Below are 15,777 nucleotides of genomic sequence, written 5' to 3' on the forward strand. Positions count from 1 at the left end.
ACGGGATCCGCCATGACCTCCGACACGCCCCTCCTCCCCGAGCACGATCGCGAGCGGGCGGACGCCGGATTCGCGTCGGTCTCCGTCGCCGCGATCCTCGCCGAGTCCGCCGAGCGGCACGCCGACCGGGTGGCCGTGGTCGTGGGCGACGTGTCGACCACCTACCGGGAGCTGTGGGACGAGACCCGCGCCTACGCCGGGGCGCTCGCCGAGCGCGGGGTGGGGGAGGGCACGCGCGTCGCGATGCTCATCCCGAACGTCGCCGACTTCCCGCGGGTCTACTACGCGGTGCTCGCCCTCGGGGGCGTCGTCGTGCCCGTGCACGCGCTGCTGAAGGCGGAGGAGATCGCGTACGTGCTCCGCGACTCCGGGTCCGCCCTCCTCGTCTGCGCCGGCCCGCTGCTCGAGCAGGGCGGGAAGGGCGCCGGGCTCGCCGGCGTGCCGGTGCTCACGGTGCTCGTGCCGGCGTCGTCCGAGGGCGGCCCGGACCGGCTGGAGGAGCTCGCGCGGGCCGCGACACCGATCCGCACGTACGTGCCCCGCCGCCCGTCCGACACCGCGACGATCCTCTACACCTCCGGCACCACCGGTCAGCCGAAGGGGGCCGAGGGGTGCCACCTGGCGCTCGTCATGCAGGTCGACGTGCTGCTGCTCGACACCTTCGACCTCCGCACCGGCGACCGGATCCTGGGCTGCCTGCCCCTGTTCCACACGTTCGGGCAGACCTGCACCATGAACGCGTCCTTCCGGACCGGCGCGACCATCGTGATGGTGCCGCGCTTCGACGGCGACACGGCCCTCGCGCTCATGGTCGAGCACGACACCCAGGTGTTCATGGGCGTCCCGACGATGTACTACGCCCTGCTCGCCGCGGCCGGCCGGAACCCCGCCCGCCCGCACCTCCGGTACGCCGTCTCGGGCGGCGCCGCGATCCCCGTCGCCGTCATCGACGCCTTCCGCGAGCAGTTCGACGCCGAGATCCACGAGGGCTACGGCCTCACCGAGACCTCGCCGGTGGCGTCGTTCAACCACGTGGGCGTGCCCGCGCGGCCGGGCACGGTCGGGAAGCCGATCTGGGGCGTCCAGGTGGAGATCGCCGACCCCGAGCACGAGGACCGGGTGGAGCTCCTGGAGCGCGGGACGCTCGGGGAGATCGTGATCCGCGGCCACAACCTCATGAACGGCTACCTGCATCGGCCCGAGGACACGGCGCGCGCCGTCGTGGACGGCTGGTTCCGCACCGGCGACCTCGGCACCATCGACGACGACGGCTACATCCGCGTGGTCGACCGGACGAAGGACATGATCCTGCGCAACGGCTACAACGTGTACCCGCGCGAGGTCGAGGAGGTGCTCGCCCGGCACCCCGCCGTCGCGCAGTGCGCCGTGTTCGGCGTGCCGCACGACGAGCACGGGCAGGAGATCGTCGCGGCGGTCGTGGCGCGGGCGGACGCGGCCGTGGACGCCGAGGAGGTCGTGGCCTGGATGCGCGAGCGCGTCGCGTCGTACAAGCACCCGCGACGGGTCGAGGTGCTCGAGGCGCTGCCGCTCGGGCCGAGCGGCAAGATCCTCAAGCGCGCCCTCGTGGAGTGGTTCGGCGCGTGAGCGACGGACGCACGGCGCTGCGCAGCCCCATCCCCTCCGTCCCGATGGGCGACGGGATCCCCATCCCGCAGTTCGGCGTCGGCACCTACAAGGTGTCGGACGCGGACGCCGAGCGGATCGTCGCGGAGGCGCTCGAGGTCGGCTACCGGCACATCGACACCGCGGCGATGTACGGCAACGAGGAGGGCGTCGGCCGGGCGATCCGCGCCTCGGGGATCCCGCGCGACGAGCTGTTCGTCACCACCAAGGTCTGGAACGACGACCACGGCCGCGACCGCGCGCGCGACGCGATCCGACGCAGCCTCGACCGGCTCGACCTGCCCGCGGTCGACCTGCACCTCATCCACTGGCCGGCGGCCGAGCGCGGGCTCTACGTCGAGACGTGGGAGGCGCTCGCCGCGGCCCGCGAGGAGGGGCTGACCCGCTCCATCGGCGTCTCCAACTTCCTCGTGCCGCACCTGGAGGCGCTCGCCGCGGCCGGGCTGCCCGCGCCCGCCGTCGACCAGATCGAGCTGCACCCGCGGCACCAGCAGCGGGAGACGACCGCCTACCTGACCGAGCACGGGATCGCCGTCGAGGCCTGGAGTCCGCTCGCGCGGGGCGCCGTCGCCGACGCGCCCGTCGTGCGCGAGGCCGCCCGCGCGCACGGCCGCACCGACGCGCAGGTCGTGCTGCGGTGGCACGTGCAGCGCGGCGCCATCGTCTTCCCCAAGACGACGCGGCGGGAGCGGCTGGTCGAGAACGCGGACGTGTTCGACTTCTCGCTGACCGACGCGGAGATGGCGGGGATCACCGCGCTCGAGTCCGCCGGACGCGTCGGCAGCCACCCGGACCAGGTGGTCTGACCCGCGTCCCCGCCCGGCCGTCGACGGGTGGCGGGGATGGCGTCACCTCCGGCGGGTACGGTGGCCGTCATGTCCCAGCACCGCATCCGCACGCGCCTCAAGTCCGTGGTCGCCCGGGGCGTCGCGCCCCTCGGCGGGAGCGTCGGCGGTGCCGCGGGAGCCGACGCCGACGGAGTCGACCACGGCACCCGCGCCGCCCCCGGCGGTGCACGCCGCCCGAGCCTCGTCGACAACGGCGTGTACGTCGACGGCTGCCGCGTCGCGAGCCCCGCGACGCTCGCCGACACCTTCCGGGAGCTCGACGAGCGGCCCGACGCCATGGCGTGGATCGGCCTCTACCGCCCCACGGTCGAGGAGCTGCAGGCGCTCGCCGAGGAGTTCGACCTGCACGAGCTGGCGGTCGAGGACGCGATCCAGGCGCACCAGCGTCCCAAGACGGAGCGCTACAGCTCCACCCTCTTCACGGTGCTGCGCGCCGCCCGCTACGTCGACGAGCGCGAGGAGGTGGAGTTCGGCGAGCTGCACGTCTTCCTCGGCCGCAACTTCGTCATCACCGTGCGGCACGCGGAGTCGCCCGACCTCTCGGCCATCCGCACCCGCATGCAGGAGCGGCCGGAGCTGCTCGCCGACGGCCCCGAGTCGGTGCTCTACGCGATCCTCGACGCGGTCGTCGACGGCTACGCGCCCGTCGTCACGGGCCTCGCCAACGACATCGACGAGATCGAGGACCAGGTGTTCGACGGGGACCCCGCCGTGTCGCGCCGCATCTACGAGCTGTCGCGCGAGGTCATCGACTTCCAGCGCGCCGTGCGCCCGCTCACCGGCATGCTGCAGCAGCTGCAGGCCGGATCCGGCAAGTACCGCGTGGGGGAGGGGCTCCAGCAGGCGCTCCGCGACGTGGCCGATCACGTCATCGTCGTCAACGAGCGCGTCGAGGAGTTCCGCGTGCTGCTCCGCGACATCCTCACCGTGAACAGCACGCTCGTCGGCCAGCGCCAGAACGAGGAGATGCGCGAGCTCAGCGAGTCGAGCAACCGGCAGAGCGTGGAGACCCGCAAGATCTCCGGCTGGGCAGCCATCCTCTTCGCGCCGACCCTGGTCTCCAGCGTCTACGGCATGAACTTCGACCTCATGCCCGAGCTGCACTGGGACTGGGGCTACCCGCTCTCCCTCGTGCTCATGCTCGGCGTGAGCGGCGTGCTCTTCGGGATCTTCCGCAAGCGCGACTGGATCTGACCCGGGCGCGGGCCCGACCCGCCCCCGGATCCCGACCCGCGTCAGGACCCGCGCGTAGCGTGGACGCATGCCCAACCGCCTCGCCGACGCCGTCAGCCCGTACCTCCTCAGCCACGCGGACAACCCGGTCGACTGGCGGCCGTGGGGCGAGGAGGCGTTCGCCGAGGCGCGGCGCCGTGACGTGCCCGTGCTCGTCTCGGTCGGCTACGCGACCTGCCACTGGTGCCACGTCATGGCGCGCGAGACGTTCTCGGACCCCGCGCTGGCCGAGCGCCTGAACGCCGGCTTCGTCGCGATCAAGGTCGACCGCGAGGAGCACCCGGAGGTGGACGCGGCGCTCATCACCGCGGCCGGCGCCTTCACGCAGCAGCTCGGCTGGCCGCTCAACGTGTTCACGACGCCCGAGGGGCGCACCTTCCACGCGGGCACCTACTCGCCGCCCGAGCCGCGCGCCGGGCACCCGTCGTTCCGGCAGGTGCTCGACGCCGTCGGCGACGCCTGGACCACGCGACGCGACCAGGTGGAGCAGGGCGCGGGCCAGCTGAGCGCGGCGATCCGCGAGGCCTCGGCGCGCGGAGCCGTCGCCTCGCCCCTGCCGGACGCCGCCGCCCTCGACCGCGTGGCCGCGGAGCTCGCGGGGTTCGAGGACCCGGAGCACGGCGGGTTCGGATCCGCCCCGAAGTTCCCGGTCGCGCCCGTCGTGCTGCTGCTCGACACGCTCGCGACCTCCGAGGTCCTCGCGGCGGGGCGCGCGGAGGCGACGGGCGCGCTCGTCCGCCGCACGCTCGACGCGATGGCCCGCTCCGACCTCCGCGACCCGGTCGAGGGCGGCTTCTTCCGCTACTCCACGCGCCGCGACTGGTCCGAGCCCCACTACGAGCGGATGCTCTACGACAACGCTCTCCTCCTCGACGCGTACGCGCGCGCGGGCGACGAGGACGTGGCGGCCGGGATCGCCGCGTTCCTCACGACCACGCTCCGCCGGGCGTCCGGCGGCTTCGCGTCGGCGCAGGACTCGGAGAGCACGGTCGGCGGCCGCCGCGTCGAGGGCGGGTACTACGCGCTCGACGCCGCCGGCCGCGCGGCCGAGGAGCCGCCCGCGGTGGACGGCAAGGTGCTCACCGGCTGGAACGGCCTCGCGATCGGCGCGCTCGCCCGCGCGGGCCGCGCGTTCGACCGGCCCGCGTGGATCGCCGCCGCCCGGGATGCCGCCGACATGCTGCTCGCGGAGCACGTGCGTGCCGACGGGTCGCTCGTCCGCGCGTCCATCGACGGCCGCGTCTCGCCCGCGGTCGCCACGCTCGAGGACCACGGGATGCTCGCCGACGGGCTGCTCGCGCTGGCGCTCGCGACGGGCGACGTCGCCTACGCGGTGCGCGCCCGCGACCTCGTCGACGCGCTCATCGCGGCGGCCGACGCGGAGCCCCAGCCCGGCGCAGCGGGGTTCCGGGTGCCGACGGGCGCGGATCCGGTGCTCGCGGGCTTCGGCCTCGACCTCGCCGCCGACCCGTCCGAGGGCGCGTACCCGTCCGGGCTGACCGCGGCGTCCTCGGCGGCGCGCGTCCTCGGGCGGCTGACGGCGGATCCGCGCTACGAGCGCGCCGCCCGCGCCGCGCTCGCGACGGTCGCGGCGGCCGGCGCGACGCGACCCATCGCGTTCGGCGGCGCGCTCGAGCAGGCGGTCGCGATCGACGCGGCGGGCCGGCAGCTCGTGGTGGTGCTGCCCGACGGCGCCGATCCCGCGGGCGACCCGCTCGCCGACCTCGCGCGGGGTCGCATCCGCCCGCCGGACGTCGCGCTCGTCGTCACGGCGTCGGCCGCACGCGCGTGGGCGGACGCGGGCTTCGAGCTGCTCGCCGACCGCACCGCGGGATCCAGCGCCACCGCCTACCTCTGCGCCGACTTCGTCTGCCGCCTCCCGGTGAAGACCGCGGACGCGCTCCGGGCGCAGCTCGCCGACGACCCGGCCGCCTGACCCCGGACGAGGGCATCGCGCCGGGCTTCGACGCTGCCGCCGCGGCGCGTCACGCCGCTGGGGAGCATCACGACGCTGCTGCCCGCCCGACTCCTACCCTCCGAGGGCGCGCGTCAGCGACGCGCGACACCACCACACCCCCGAGGAGAGGACCACCATGCCCCTGCCCACGAACGCCGCCTCCGTGCGGAACCTGCTGATCGCCGCCGCCGTCGTCGTCACGACGAGCGCCCTCGCCGTCGCCGGACCCGCACCCGTCGCGCACGCCGAGGCGGGCTTCCGCGTGTGCGGCGTGTACAACTCGAGCAACGCGCCCACGAGGGGCGGCATCGGCACCGGGCTCGTGATCAAGGTGTCACGGAGCGGCAAGGACACCTGCGGGAGGAAGGTCACGGAGATGGAGCAGCGGTACGCCCAGGCGTACCCGGGCTCGCGCGCGGAGTACAACTACCAGATGCTGAGGTGCGAGGACTGGATGACCCGCATGGCCTTCCCGGGTGCCGACTTCTGCGTGAACATGGCCAAGGACGTCATCTACAAGGTGTCGTCGCCCGCCGACCTGCTGCACCCGGTGACGACACCGGTCCTGCAGGAGCTCGGCTAGCGTGCGTGGATCCTCGACCCCGTCGATCGTCGCTTCCGCTCACGCGGTCAGCTCGTCGCCGCGGTCGAGGATCCGGGCGAGCCGCTCCAGCTGATCCGGGCTCGGGTCCACGAGCGGCGCCCGCACGGAGCCGACGGCCAGGCCGCGGAGCCGCAGCCCCGCCTTGATGAGCGACACCGCGAACCCGGGCGTCTCGTCGCGGAGGCGCACGAGCGGCGTGAAGAACCCGTCGAGGAGGCGGTGCTGCGTCGCCTCGTCGTCGGCCAGGTACGCGGTGTGGAAGGCGAGCGCGATCCGCGGCGCCATCGCGAACACGGCGGACGAGTAGAGCGGCACGCCGATGGCGCGGTACGCGGCCTGGCTCGCCTCCGCGGTCAGCATCCCGTTGAAGAACCGCACGTCCGACCGCCCCGCCCGGCGGGCCGCGAGCACGAAGCGCTGCATCTGCGCCATGTCGCCCACCCCGTCCTTGATCCCGGCGAGGGTCGGCAGCCGCAGCAGGCGCTCGACGGTGGCGTCCCCGAACGTGGCGCTGCCGCGGTGGTAGGCGATGACGGGCAGCGGCGTCGCCCGCGCGACCGCCTCGACGTACGCGGCGACGCCCTCCTGCGGACCGGTCACGAGGTACGGCGGCAGCACGAGCAGGCCGTCGGCACCGGCGTCGGCCGCGATCCGTGCGCACCGGCGCGCGTGCCCGAGGGGTCCTCCCGCCCCCGCGATCACGAGGTGGCGGCCCCCGGCGGCGGCGACCGCCACGCGCACCGCCTGCGCGTACTCGTCGACGTCGAGCGCATGGAACTCGCCCGTGCCGCAGGCGACGAAGGCGGCGCCCGCGCCGTCCGCGAGCCCGTCGGCGACGTGCCGCGCGAGCACGTCCTCGTCGACCCGGTCGGCGGCGTCGAACGGCGTGACGGGGAAGAAGAGGACCCCCTCCAGCGGCGGGAGCGGGCGGTGCCCGGTCGGCACGGCCGTCGTCGGGTCGGCTGTCTCGGTCATGGGTGCCTCGTCGCATCGTGGTGGTCGGATCACGACCGGCATTCACCTACGTGAATTTCTTCCGTCATCGTGAACGTGGCTGCTACCGTAGGCGGCATCGGGTCCGCCGTCAACGAGGACGGACCCCGGAGGGAGACCACGGCATGGCCGACGCACGACGCATCGTCATCACCGGCGCGGCGGGGCAGGTGGCCCGCGGGGTGCGCCCGCTGCTGCGGGAGGCCGGCCACCGGCTGACGCTCCTCGACCTGGTCGACCCGGATGCGGTGGACGGCGAGACCGCGGTCGTCGCCTCGGTCACCGACACGGCCGCCGTCCGCGCGGCCCTCACCGGCGCGGACCTCGTGGTGCACCTCGGCGGGCTCAGCCGCGAACGCCCCTGGGCCGCGCTCGCCGACGCGAACGTCGAGGGCACCCGGAGCGTGCTCGAGGCCGCGCGCGACACCGGCGTGCGCCGCGTCCTGCTCGCGAGCTCGAACCACGTCGTCGGCTTCCACCCCATCCCGCCGCAGCCCGTCGAGGAGCTGGATCCCCGGCCCGACGGCTACTACGGCGCGAGCAAGGCGGCGATGGAGGCGCTCGGCTCCGTCTTCGCGGACCGGCACGGCCTCGCGGTCGTCAGCGTGCGGATCGGGAGCATCCTCGAGCGGCCCGTGAACCGGCGGACGCTCTCGACCTGGTTCTCCTTCCCCGACGTGGTGCGGCTGATCGAGGCCGCCGCCGTGCTCGACGAGCCCGGTGCCCACGTCGTCTGGGGCGTGTCGCGCAACACCCGCGCGTGGTTCTCGCCCGTCCCCGGCGAGCGGATCGGCTTCCATCCGCGCGACGACTCCGAGGTCCACGCCGACGCCGTCCTCGCGGCGGCCGGCGACGGGGACGACCCGGACGCGAACGGCCTCATCGGCGGGGAGTTCGCGGCCCCGCAGCACGCCCTGGGGGAGCCGTGGTGACGGCGGAGGCGGTGGTCGACGAGGCGGTGGGCGAGGCGCCGGCCGACCGCGCCCTCCGTCCCGTGAAGTCCGCCGAGCGGACGCTCGCCCTCCTGGAGCGGCTGGCCGATGCCGGTGCGCCCGTCGCGGTCGTCGACCTGCACCGGGCATCCGGCTACCCGCGTTCGAGCCTCCACCAGCTGCTGCACACCATGGCCGCGAGCGGCTGGATCGAGCTGCTGCACGACGGCACGCACGTCTCCATCGGATCCCGCGCGCTCGTCGTCGGCACCGCCTACCTCGACCGCGACCGGGCGCTGCCGCACGCGCTCCCGGCGCTCGAGCGGATCCGCGACGAGACGGGGTACACCGCGCACTACGCCCGACGCGAGGGCGGACGGGTGCTCTACCTCGCCACCCGCGAGACGACCGAGCCCCGGCGGGCGGCGTCCCGCGTGGGCCGGCAGCTCCCCGCCCACGCGACGGCGCTCGGCAAGGCGCTCCTCGCCGAGCTCACGCCGGAGGAGCGGCGCCGGGCGCTCGGCACCGGCACCCTCGCGGCCCTCACGCCCGCGACCGTCACCGACGGGGCCGCCCTCGACGCCCAGCTCGACGCGGCGCGCGCGGCCGGACATGCGACCGAGCGGGAGGAGAACACGCCCGGCGTCGCGTGCGTCGCCGTGGCGGTCGGCTACCGGATCCCCGCCACCGACGCCGTCAGCTGCTCCATCCCCGTCGAGCGGGCGGATCCCGACGAGGTCGCCCGCGTCGCCGCCGTCATCGAGGCGCACGCCCGCCGCCTCGCCGAGACCCTGCGCTCGACGGGCGTGCGATGAGCGCCCCCACCCCGCGCCTCTCCTTCTGCGCCTACCCCTGGGATCTCGTGGACGATCCCGACGCCGTCGCACGCGTGCGTGACGCCGGCGCGGACGGCGTCGCCATCGCCTCGGCCTATCACTCGGCGCGCGCCGCCACCCCGCTGCATCCGCGGCACCGGATCGTCGACGCGCGGTCCGCCGCGCTCTACCTCCCGGTCCGCGACGGCGCGTGGGGCGAGCTCCGCCCCGACGACCGGACGCCGTGGGTCGGGCCCGACGCCTTCGCCCGCGCCGCCGCGGTCGCGCGCGCGGGCGGACTGCGCGTCGAGGCGTGGATCGTCCTCACGCACTCCACCAGCGTCGGCAGCCGCCATCCGGGCAGCTGCGTCGTGAACGCGTTCGGCGAGTCCTACCCGTACGCCCTCTGCCCCACGCGGCCCGAGGTGCGGGAGTACGCGACCGCCCTGGTCGCCGAGACCGCGGCCGTCGCCCCGCTCGACGGCGTGCTGCTCGAGGCGTGCGGCCCGATGGGCGTCGCGCACCTGGGCCACCACGAGAAGACCGCGGGCGCCGACTGGTCGGCGGACGCGGAGGCGCTGCTCTCGATCTGCTTCTGCTCGGCCTGCGGCGACGCGCTCCGGGCGGCGGGCGCGGATCCGGACGCGCTGCGCGGCCTGGTCCGCGAGCGCGTGGACGCGGGCGGCGGACTCGAGGGCCTCGACGTGGTCCTCGTGGTGCGCGCCGCCGCGCGTCGGCTGCTCCTCGAGGCGTGCGTCGCGGCAGCCCGGGCGGCGGGCGTCGCGCGCGTGGTCGTGCACGCGCAGGCGGATCCCTGGGGCACCGGCCCCTTCGCGGCGCTCCTCGACGAGGCCGACGCGGTCGACGGCGTCGTGCTGACGGACGCCGTCGCGTCGGACGCGGCCCAGCTCACCGCGCTCCGCGCCCGGCTCCCCGGCACCGCGCTCGGCGGCTGGATGTGGGCGCTGCCGCCGGCGACCCCCGCGAGCATCCGCGCCGACTGGCCGGCCGCGGTCGCCGCGCTCGACGACGTGTACGCGTACCACCTCGGCCTCCTCGGCCGGGAGCGCCTCGACGCGGTCGGCGACGCGCTGAGCTCCGGCCGTCCGGTCGGGAGCTAGCCGCGGCGGAGGGGCGGGCGCTCGTCCTCGCGGCGGCGCGTGACGGCGCGTGCCGCCCGCCCGGCCCGGAACGTGCTCCACACGATGCCGCCGACGAGCAGCAGGCCGCCCCAGCTCGCGACGCTGTTCATGCCGGCGCCCGCGGCGATGCCGCCGATCACCCCGCCGATCGCGACGGGCAGGCACGTGCTCCGGAGGGCGGGGAGCGCCGCGCGGTGGCCGGCCCGCCAGGCCTCGTCGCTCGCCATGAGGGGGCGGGTGCGGATCCCGATCCAGCCGTTGCGCTTGAGTGCGCCCCCACGCGGCGAGCTGGGTGGTGCCGAGGATCAGCAGCGCCGCGACGGCGAGGAGCAGCGCGGGGACACCCATGCGCCCAGCCTGACACGGCGGGCGGCGCCGCAGGCCCTCAGCACTCGATGACGTTGACCGCGAGGCCCCCGGTGGACGTCTCCTTGTACTTGGTGGACATGTCGAGGCCCGTCTGCCGCATGGTCTCGATCACCGTGTCGAGCGAGACGAGGTGCGTGCCGTCGCCGTGCAGCGCCATGCGCGCGGCGTTGACGGCGGTGGACGCGGCGATGGCGTTCCGCTCGATGCACGGGATCTGCACGAGCCCGCCCACGGGATCGCACGTGAGGCCGAGGTGGTGCTCCATCGCGATCTCGGCGGCGTTCTCGACCTGGCGCGGGGTTCCGCCGAGCACCGCGCAGAGCGCCCCGGCGGCCATGGCGCACGCGGTGCCGACCTCGCCCTGGCAGCCGGCCTCCGCGCCCGAGATGGACGCGTTGGCCTTCACGAGCGAGCCGATGGCGGTGGCGGTGAGCAGGAAGTCGCGGATCCCGTCGCGGTCGGCGCCGGGCACGAACCGCAGGTAGTAGGAGCCGACCGCGGGGATGATCCCGGCGGCGCCGTTCGTGGGCGCCGTGACCACGCGCCCGCCCGACGCGTTCTCCTCGTTGACCGCGAGCGCGAACGCGTGCAGCCACTCGTGCGAGGTGTCGCGCGCGCCCTCGGCGTCGATGGCGGCGAGCTGCGAGGCGACCCGCGCGGCGCGCCGCCGCACGTTCAGCCCGCCGGGCAGCGTGCCCTGGCCGCCGAGGCCGGCGGTGACGCACGCGGCCATGGCGTCCCAGATGGCGTCGAGCCCGGCGACCGCGCGGCGGGATCCGTGGATCGACTCCTCGGTGTCGCGCGCCACGTCGGCGATGGAGCGGCCCGTCGACTCGGCCAGCGCGATGAGCTCGTCCGCGTTGGAGAAGGAGTGGGGCAGCCCCGTGGGCAGCACGGCCGACGGCGCCTGGTCCTCGCGCAGCACGAACCCGCCGCCGACGGAGAACCACGTGCTCTCGAGCACCGTCCCGCCGTCGGCGTCGAGGGCCGCGAGGTGCATGGCGTTGGGGTGCCGGGGGAGCCGCGTGAAGGGCTCGAAGGTCAGGTCGCGCCCGACCATCCGCACGGGGTGGATCCCCGCGAGCGGCACGTCGACGCCCTCGCCGAGCCCGGACCAGCGCCCCCGGACCTCGTCCGGGTCGCACGTCTCGGGCGCGAGCCCGGCGAGCCCCGCGACGACCGCGTCCGGCGTGCCGTGGCCGAGCCCGGTCGCGCCGAGCGAGCCGAAGAGGCGCACGGTGACGCGCGCGATGTCGGTGAGCCGGGGCGAGGCGGCGCACTCCTCCGCGAACAGCAGGGCGGCGCGCATGGGGCCGACGGTGTGCGAGCTCGACGGCCCGATCCCGATGGAGAAGAGGTCGAGTGCCGAGACGTACGCTGTCATGCCGTCAGACTATGCCGCGGCTCCGGCTCGCCCGGCGAGCCGGTGGCGGAGCCCGCGCGGGCGGAGCGGTCGGCGCGGGCGGTGCGCGCGGGGCCGCGGGAGGCGAGCGCCAGCCAGGTCCAGCCGACCGCGAGGCCGAGCATGGTGATCACGCCGCGCGGCGGGAAGATGTGGCTGTCGACGAACGAGACGGCCGCGACCACGGCGATCACGGCGCCCGGCAGCGCCCGCAGCCCCGCGTGCCGGATCACGAGCGCGCTCGCGAGCACGGTGGCGGCGACGTACGCCCACACGCCGGTGACCACGATCCCGTCCGCGAGCGCGTACATGGTGGTCACGCCCTGCCCGCCCTGCATCTTCAGGGCGCCGGCCGCGATGCCCGCGAGGATGTCGAGCGCCTGGTAGCAGACAGCGTACGCGAAGCCGAGGGCGATCGCGAGGATCCCGAGCCGGCGGTCGTGGCGGCGCGTGAGGAGGATCGGCGCGATGGCGAGGAGCGGGAAGAGGGGGAGGAGGGCGATGTGCAGGTCGCGCCACCGCAGGGCGGTGTCGTCCGTCAGCGAGGTCGGGTGCGTGAGGCCCGCGACGGCCAGGGCCAGCGGCGGCAGGGCGACGGCCACGAGGACGGCGGCCGTGCGGGATCGGGTGGGGGCGGCGGCGTCGGGCATGCGGTCATCGTAGGCAGGGCGCGGCCGGGATCCCGCGCGGATCAGGAGCCCGACAGGACCCGGCCGGACATGGGAAGAGCCCCCGCCGTCGATCCGGTCCGGATCGACGACGAGGGCTCCTCGAGCTGCAGAAGGACTAGGCCTTCTTGCGGCCGACGATCGCGCCGTAGACCAGCAGGACGATGATCGCGCCGACGATGGCGAGCGCGAGCGAGCCGAGGTCGAAGCCGTCGACCGGCTTGTTGAACAGCGCGCTGCCGATGAAGCCGCCGAGGAACGCGCCGACGACGCCGAGGATCAGGGTGACGATGATTCCGCCACCCTGCTTGCCCGGGAGGATCAGCTTGGCGAGCGCGCCGGCGATCAGGCCCAGAACGAGAAAACCGATGATGCCCATGTGAATTGCTCCTAAAGATGACGTGCTGTGTGGCACCCGAATGCGGGTGGACGTGCCCTAGTCAAGCACCCTGAGGACCATTCGTGCAAAAACGTTTAGTGGATACGCCTTTACGGGACGGAGTCCGGCAGCCGGATCCGCCCCGGGCTACGGGCCGTCCAGGCGCCCGCGGTACGGTCGGCGCATGCGCATCCCCCCGGTCCGTCGTCCCCGTGAGATCCCCGGCGAGGGGCAGGAGTCCGTGTGGGACTACCCGCGCCCGCCGCGCGTCGACCCGTCGCGGGAGCACGTCGTGATCGAGCTCGGCGGGAAGGCCGTCGCCGACACCCGCGCGGCGGTCCGCGTGCTCGAGACGAGCCACCCGCCCGTCTACTACATCCCCTCGGGCGACTTCGCGGCCGGCGTCCTCGCCTCGGCCGCCGGACGCTCCTGGTGCGAGTACAAGGGGGAGGCGTCGTACCTCACCATCACGGGCGGCGGCGTCACAGCGGACCGCTCCGCGTGGTGGTACCCGTCGCCGACGCGCGGATTCGAGGTGCTCGCCGACATGATCGCCGTGTACCCCTCGCGCATGGACCGCATCACGGTCGACGGCGTCGTCGTGGAGGCGCAGGAGGGCGACTTCTACGGCGGCTGGATCACGCCGCGGGTCGTCGGCCCGTTCAAGGGCGCCCCCGGCACGCTCGGCTGGTGAGGCGCGCGGGCTCCCCGCCGCCGGATCCGCTCCGCTAGACGACGGCCTTCCGCGAGCTGATGACGCCCGTGTCGAAGCCGAGCAGGTGCAGGCCGCCGTGGAAGCGGGCGTGCTCGACCTTGATGCAGCGGTCCATGACCACGGTGAGGCCCCGGGCCTCCGCGTCCTCGGCCGCCTCCTGGTTCCAGATGCCGAGCTGCACCCAGATGACGGGCGCGCCGACGGCGACCACGTCGTCCACCACCGACGGGATGTCGCCGGCCTTCCGGAACACGTCGACGATGTCGGGCACCTCGGGCAGCGACGCGAGGTCCGGGTACGCCTTCTGGCCGAGGATCTCGGTGGCGTTCGGGTTCACGAAGTACACGCGGTAGTCGCTCGACTGCTGCAGGTACGTGCCGACGAAGTAGCTGGACCGGGCGGGATTCGGGGACGCGCCGACGATGGCGACGCTCGTCGCGCGGCGGAGGATCGCCTGGCGCTCCTTCGCGCTCGGGCCCGTCCAGCTGCGCTCCGAGCGGAGGAGCGCGGCGAGCGGGCTGGAGCGGGGGATCGCGCAGGTCAGGCCGTTCTGGAGCTGCGTGGTCTGGGTGCCGTCGGCGTCCGGGTCCGCGACCGGGGTGACCGGCGCGGTCGCGTCGTCGTCCTGCGCCTCGGCGGCGTCGCCGGCGGCGCGGTCGGCAGCCTCCTCGGCCGGGTGGAGGGGCGCGAGGTCGGCGGCGTCGGCCGACGGGTGGGACGTGGATCCGGTGCGCTCGGGCGGCACCCCGCCGGTGTCGAAGCTCACTTCGCTCCCTCCGTGGCGGCGGCGAGCGCCTGGTCCAGGTCGTGGATGATGTCGGCGACGTCCTCGATGCCGACGCTGATGCGGACGATCCCGGGCAGCACGCCCGCGTCCACCAGCTGCGCCTCGCTCAGCTGCGCGTGGGTCGTGGAGGCCGGGTGGATGACGAGCGTCTTCGCGTCGCCGATGTTGGCGAGGTGGCTCGCGAGCTCCACCGACTCGATGAAGCGCTGGCCGACGGCACGGCCGCCCGCGACCTCGAACGTGAACACGGATCCGGGTCCCGTCGGCAGGTACTTGCGCGCCCGCTCGTGGTGCGGGTGCGCCGGGAGGCCGGCCCAGTTGACGGCGGTGATGCGCGGATCCGCGTCGAGCCACTCGGCGACGGCCCGCGCGTTGTCGATGTGCGCCTGCATCCGGTACGGGAGCGTCTCGACGCCCTGTGCGAGCAGGAACGCGGAGTGCGGCGCGAGCGCCGGCCCGATGTCGCGGAGCTGCTCGGCCCGGAGCCGGGTGAGGAACGCGTACTCGCCGAAGTTGCCCGTCCAGTTGAGCCCGCCGTAGCTCGGCACGGGCTGGTCGAGGAGGGGGAAGCGCGCGCTCTCCCAGTCGAAGAGGCCCGACTCCACGACCACGCCGCCGAGCGTCGTGCCGTGCCCCCCGAGGAACTTCGTGGCCGAGTGGATGACGATGTCGGCGCCCCACTCGATGGGCCGGTTGAGGTACGGGGTCGCGATGGTGGAGTCGATGACGAGCGGGACGCCGGCGGCGTGCGCGACGGCCGCGAGGCCCTCGATGTCGGCGATCTCGCCCGACGGGTTCGCGACCGTCTCGGCGAAGACGAGCTTGGTGCGGTCGGTGATCGCGGCGGCGTAGTCGGCCGGGTCGCTCGACTGCACGAAGGTGGTCTCCACCCCGAAGCGGCGGAGGGTGACGTCGAGCTGGGTGATGGATCCGCCGTAGAGGTTCGCGGAGGCGACGATGTGGTCGCCGGCGCCCGCGAGCGACGCGAAGGTGATGTACTGCGCGCTCAGCCCGCTGGCCGTCGCGACGGCGCCGAGGCCGCCCTCGAGGCTCGCCACGCGCTCCTCGAACGCCGCGACGGTGGGGTTCGACAGGCGCGAGTAGACGTTGCCGTACTTCTGCAGCGCGAAGCGCGCCGCGGCGTCGGCGGTGTCGTCGAACACGAACGCGCTCGACTGGTAGATGGGGAGGGCGCGTGCGCCCGTGGTGGCGTCGGGGATGTTGCCCGCGTGGATCGCCCTCGTCCTGAACCCGTACTCGCGATCGACCATGGCCTCACGCTAGCCCGG

At 74.7% G+C, this 15,777-nt stretch carries 16 protein-coding genes; 9 read left to right on the forward strand and 7 right to left on the reverse strand.

The genetic code is table 11. The features are described 5' to 3' along the window. Nucleotides 1–12: 12 nt before the first annotated feature. The 5 genes from QFZ62_RS13430 (at nt 13) to QFZ62_RS13450 (ending at nt 6,265) form a co-directional block, all read left to right on the forward strand. The gene (locus QFZ62_RS13430; protein ID WP_307506624.1) at nt 13–1,605 is read left to right on the forward strand and encodes a long-chain fatty acid--CoA ligase; all 1,593 of its coding nucleotides are present in this window, start codon (nt 13–15) and stop codon (nt 1,603–1,605) included. Between the two features lie 44 nt (nt 1,606–1,649). Then, entirely contained in the window at nt 1,650–2,450 is an 801-nt protein-coding gene (locus tag QFZ62_RS13435; protein ID WP_307507813.1) for an aldo/keto reductase, read from the forward strand. A 60-nt stretch (nt 2,451–2,510) separates the two neighbouring features. Next, the gene (locus QFZ62_RS13440) at nt 2,511–3,686 is read left to right on the forward strand and encodes a magnesium and cobalt transport protein CorA (protein ID WP_307506627.1); all 1,176 of its coding nucleotides are present in this window, start codon (nt 2,511–2,513) and stop codon (nt 3,684–3,686) included. Between the two features lie 67 nt (nt 3,687–3,753). Further along, nucleotides 3,754–5,661, forward strand: a complete 1,908-nt coding sequence (locus QFZ62_RS13445; protein ID WP_307506630.1) for a thioredoxin domain-containing protein — start codon at nt 3,754–3,756, stop codon at nt 5,659–5,661. A 157-nt stretch (nt 5,662–5,818) separates the two neighbouring features. Beyond that, the gene (locus QFZ62_RS13450) at nt 5,819–6,265 is read left to right on the forward strand and encodes a hypothetical protein (protein ID WP_307506633.1); all 447 of its coding nucleotides are present in this window, start codon (nt 5,819–5,821) and stop codon (nt 6,263–6,265) included. A gap of 39 nt (nt 6,266–6,304) precedes the next feature. On the opposite strand, the gene QFZ62_RS13455 is transcribed toward QFZ62_RS13450, so the two are convergent. Continuing rightward, a complete protein-coding gene (locus QFZ62_RS13455; RefSeq protein ID WP_307506636.1) occupies nt 6,305–7,261 on the reverse strand; it encodes a 5-dehydro-4-deoxyglucarate dehydratase in 957 nt (318 codons plus the stop codon). Between the two features lie 143 nt (nt 7,262–7,404). On the opposite strand from QFZ62_RS13455, the gene QFZ62_RS13460 reads away from it, so the two are divergent. From QFZ62_RS13460 to QFZ62_RS13470, 3 genes are read left to right on the forward strand one after another with little or no spacing between them, the layout of a single operon-like run. Continuing rightward, entirely contained in the window at nt 7,405–8,211 is an 807-nt protein-coding gene (locus QFZ62_RS13460) for an NAD(P)-dependent oxidoreductase (RefSeq protein WP_307506639.1), read from the forward strand. Beyond that, entirely contained in the window at nt 8,208–9,026 is an 819-nt protein-coding gene (locus QFZ62_RS13465) for an IclR family transcriptional regulator (RefSeq protein WP_307506642.1), read from the forward strand. The genes QFZ62_RS13460 and QFZ62_RS13465 overlap by 4 nt, the downstream gene beginning before the upstream one ends. Beyond that, nucleotides 9,023–10,147, forward strand: coding sequence for a hypothetical protein (locus tag QFZ62_RS13470; RefSeq protein WP_307506644.1), 1,125 nt, complete (start codon nt 9,023–9,025; stop codon nt 10,145–10,147). The genes QFZ62_RS13465 and QFZ62_RS13470 overlap by 4 nt, the downstream gene beginning before the upstream one ends. Here the strand turns inward: QFZ62_RS13470 and QFZ62_RS13475 are convergent. The 4 genes from QFZ62_RS13475 to QFZ62_RS13490 all read right to left on the reverse strand — a co-directional run bounded on the left by QFZ62_RS13475 (nt 10,144) and on the right by QFZ62_RS13490 (nt 12,986). Beyond that, nucleotides 10,144–10,395, reverse strand: a complete 252-nt coding sequence (locus tag QFZ62_RS13475) for a hypothetical protein (protein ID WP_307506647.1) — start codon at nt 10,393–10,395, stop codon at nt 10,144–10,146. The genes QFZ62_RS13470 and QFZ62_RS13475 overlap by 4 nt on opposite strands. 158 nt (nt 10,396–10,553) lie before the next feature. Continuing rightward, on the reverse strand, nt 10,554–11,921 hold the full coding sequence (locus QFZ62_RS13480; protein WP_307506650.1) for an L-serine ammonia-lyase: 1,368 nt from the start codon (nt 11,919–11,921) through the stop codon (nt 10,554–10,556). Continuing rightward, nucleotides 11,918–12,589: a hypothetical protein gene (locus QFZ62_RS13485; RefSeq protein ID WP_307506653.1), complete on the reverse strand. Its 672-nt coding sequence runs from the start codon at nt 12,587–12,589 to the stop codon at nt 11,918–11,920. The genes QFZ62_RS13480 and QFZ62_RS13485 overlap by 4 nt, the downstream gene beginning before the upstream one ends. Nucleotides 12,590–12,725: 136 nt before the next feature. Beyond that, on the reverse strand, nt 12,726–12,986 hold the full coding sequence (locus QFZ62_RS13490; RefSeq protein WP_043583378.1) for a GlsB/YeaQ/YmgE family stress response membrane protein: 261 nt from the start codon (nt 12,984–12,986) through the stop codon (nt 12,726–12,728). Nucleotides 12,987–13,170: 184 nt separating this feature from the next. Between QFZ62_RS13490 and QFZ62_RS13495 the strand changes: the two genes are divergently transcribed. Beyond that, on the forward strand, nt 13,171–13,680 hold the full coding sequence (locus QFZ62_RS13495; protein WP_307506658.1) for a DUF427 domain-containing protein: 510 nt from the start codon (nt 13,171–13,173) through the stop codon (nt 13,678–13,680). 34 nt (nt 13,681–13,714) lie between these two features. On the opposite strand, the gene QFZ62_RS13500 is transcribed toward QFZ62_RS13495, so the two are convergent. Both QFZ62_RS13500 and QFZ62_RS13505 read right to left on the reverse strand, forming a co-directional pair. Further along, a complete protein-coding gene (locus QFZ62_RS13500; protein ID WP_307507816.1) occupies nt 13,715–14,245 on the reverse strand; it encodes a CoA-binding protein in 531 nt (176 codons plus the stop codon). Between the two features lie 218 nt (nt 14,246–14,463). Further along, nucleotides 14,464–15,759: an O-acetylhomoserine aminocarboxypropyltransferase/cysteine synthase family protein gene (locus QFZ62_RS13505; protein WP_307506661.1), complete on the reverse strand. Its 1,296-nt coding sequence runs from the start codon at nt 15,757–15,759 to the stop codon at nt 14,464–14,466. Between the last annotated feature and the right edge of the window lie 18 nt (nt 15,760–15,777).

This window comes from Clavibacter sp. B3I6 (genome assembly GCF_030816895.1).
Taxonomy (GTDB): Bacteria; Actinomycetota; Actinomycetes; order Actinomycetales; family Microbacteriaceae; genus Clavibacter.

What these genes read in the sequence shown, in the direction of transcription:
- QFZ62_RS13430 (WP_307506624.1), top strand. Translation starts at nt 13, where the DNA reads ATGACCTCCGACACGCCCCTCCTCCCCGAGCACGATCGCGAGCGGGCG.
- QFZ62_RS13455 (WP_307506636.1), bottom strand. Translation starts at nt 7,261, where the DNA reads ATGACCGAGACAGCCGACCCGACGACGGCCGTGCCGACCGGGCACCGC.
- QFZ62_RS13445 (WP_307506630.1), top strand. Translation starts at nt 3,754, where the DNA reads ATGCCCAACCGCCTCGCCGACGCCGTCAGCCCGTACCTCCTCAGCCAC.
- QFZ62_RS13480 (WP_307506650.1), bottom strand. Translation starts at nt 11,921, where the DNA reads ATGACAGCGTACGTCTCGGCACTCGACCTCTTCTCCATCGGGATCGGG.
- QFZ62_RS13495 (WP_307506658.1), top strand. Translation starts at nt 13,171, where the DNA reads ATGCGCATCCCCCCGGTCCGTCGTCCCCGTGAGATCCCCGGCGAGGGG.
- QFZ62_RS13485 (WP_307506653.1), bottom strand. Translation starts at nt 12,589, where the DNA reads ATGCCCGACGCCGCCGCCCCCACCCGATCCCGCACGGCCGCCGTCCTC.
- QFZ62_RS13475 (WP_307506647.1), bottom strand. Translation starts at nt 10,395, where the DNA reads ATGGCGAGCGACGAGGCCTGGCGGGCCGGCCACCGCGCGGCGCTCCCC.
- QFZ62_RS13490 (WP_043583378.1), bottom strand. Translation starts at nt 12,986, where the DNA reads ATGGGCATCATCGGTTTTCTCGTTCTGGGCCTGATCGCCGGCGCGCTC.
- QFZ62_RS13505 (WP_307506661.1), bottom strand. Translation starts at nt 15,759, where the DNA reads ATGGTCGATCGCGAGTACGGGTTCAGGACGAGGGCGATCCACGCGGGC.
- QFZ62_RS13435 (WP_307507813.1), top strand. Translation starts at nt 1,650, where the DNA reads ATGGGCGACGGGATCCCCATCCCGCAGTTCGGCGTCGGCACCTACAAG.
- QFZ62_RS13470 (WP_307506644.1), top strand. Translation starts at nt 9,023, where the DNA reads ATGAGCGCCCCCACCCCGCGCCTCTCCTTCTGCGCCTACCCCTGGGAT.
- QFZ62_RS13450 (WP_307506633.1), top strand. Translation starts at nt 5,819, where the DNA reads ATGCCCCTGCCCACGAACGCCGCCTCCGTGCGGAACCTGCTGATCGCC.
- QFZ62_RS13460 (WP_307506639.1), top strand. Translation starts at nt 7,405, where the DNA reads ATGGCCGACGCACGACGCATCGTCATCACCGGCGCGGCGGGGCAGGTG.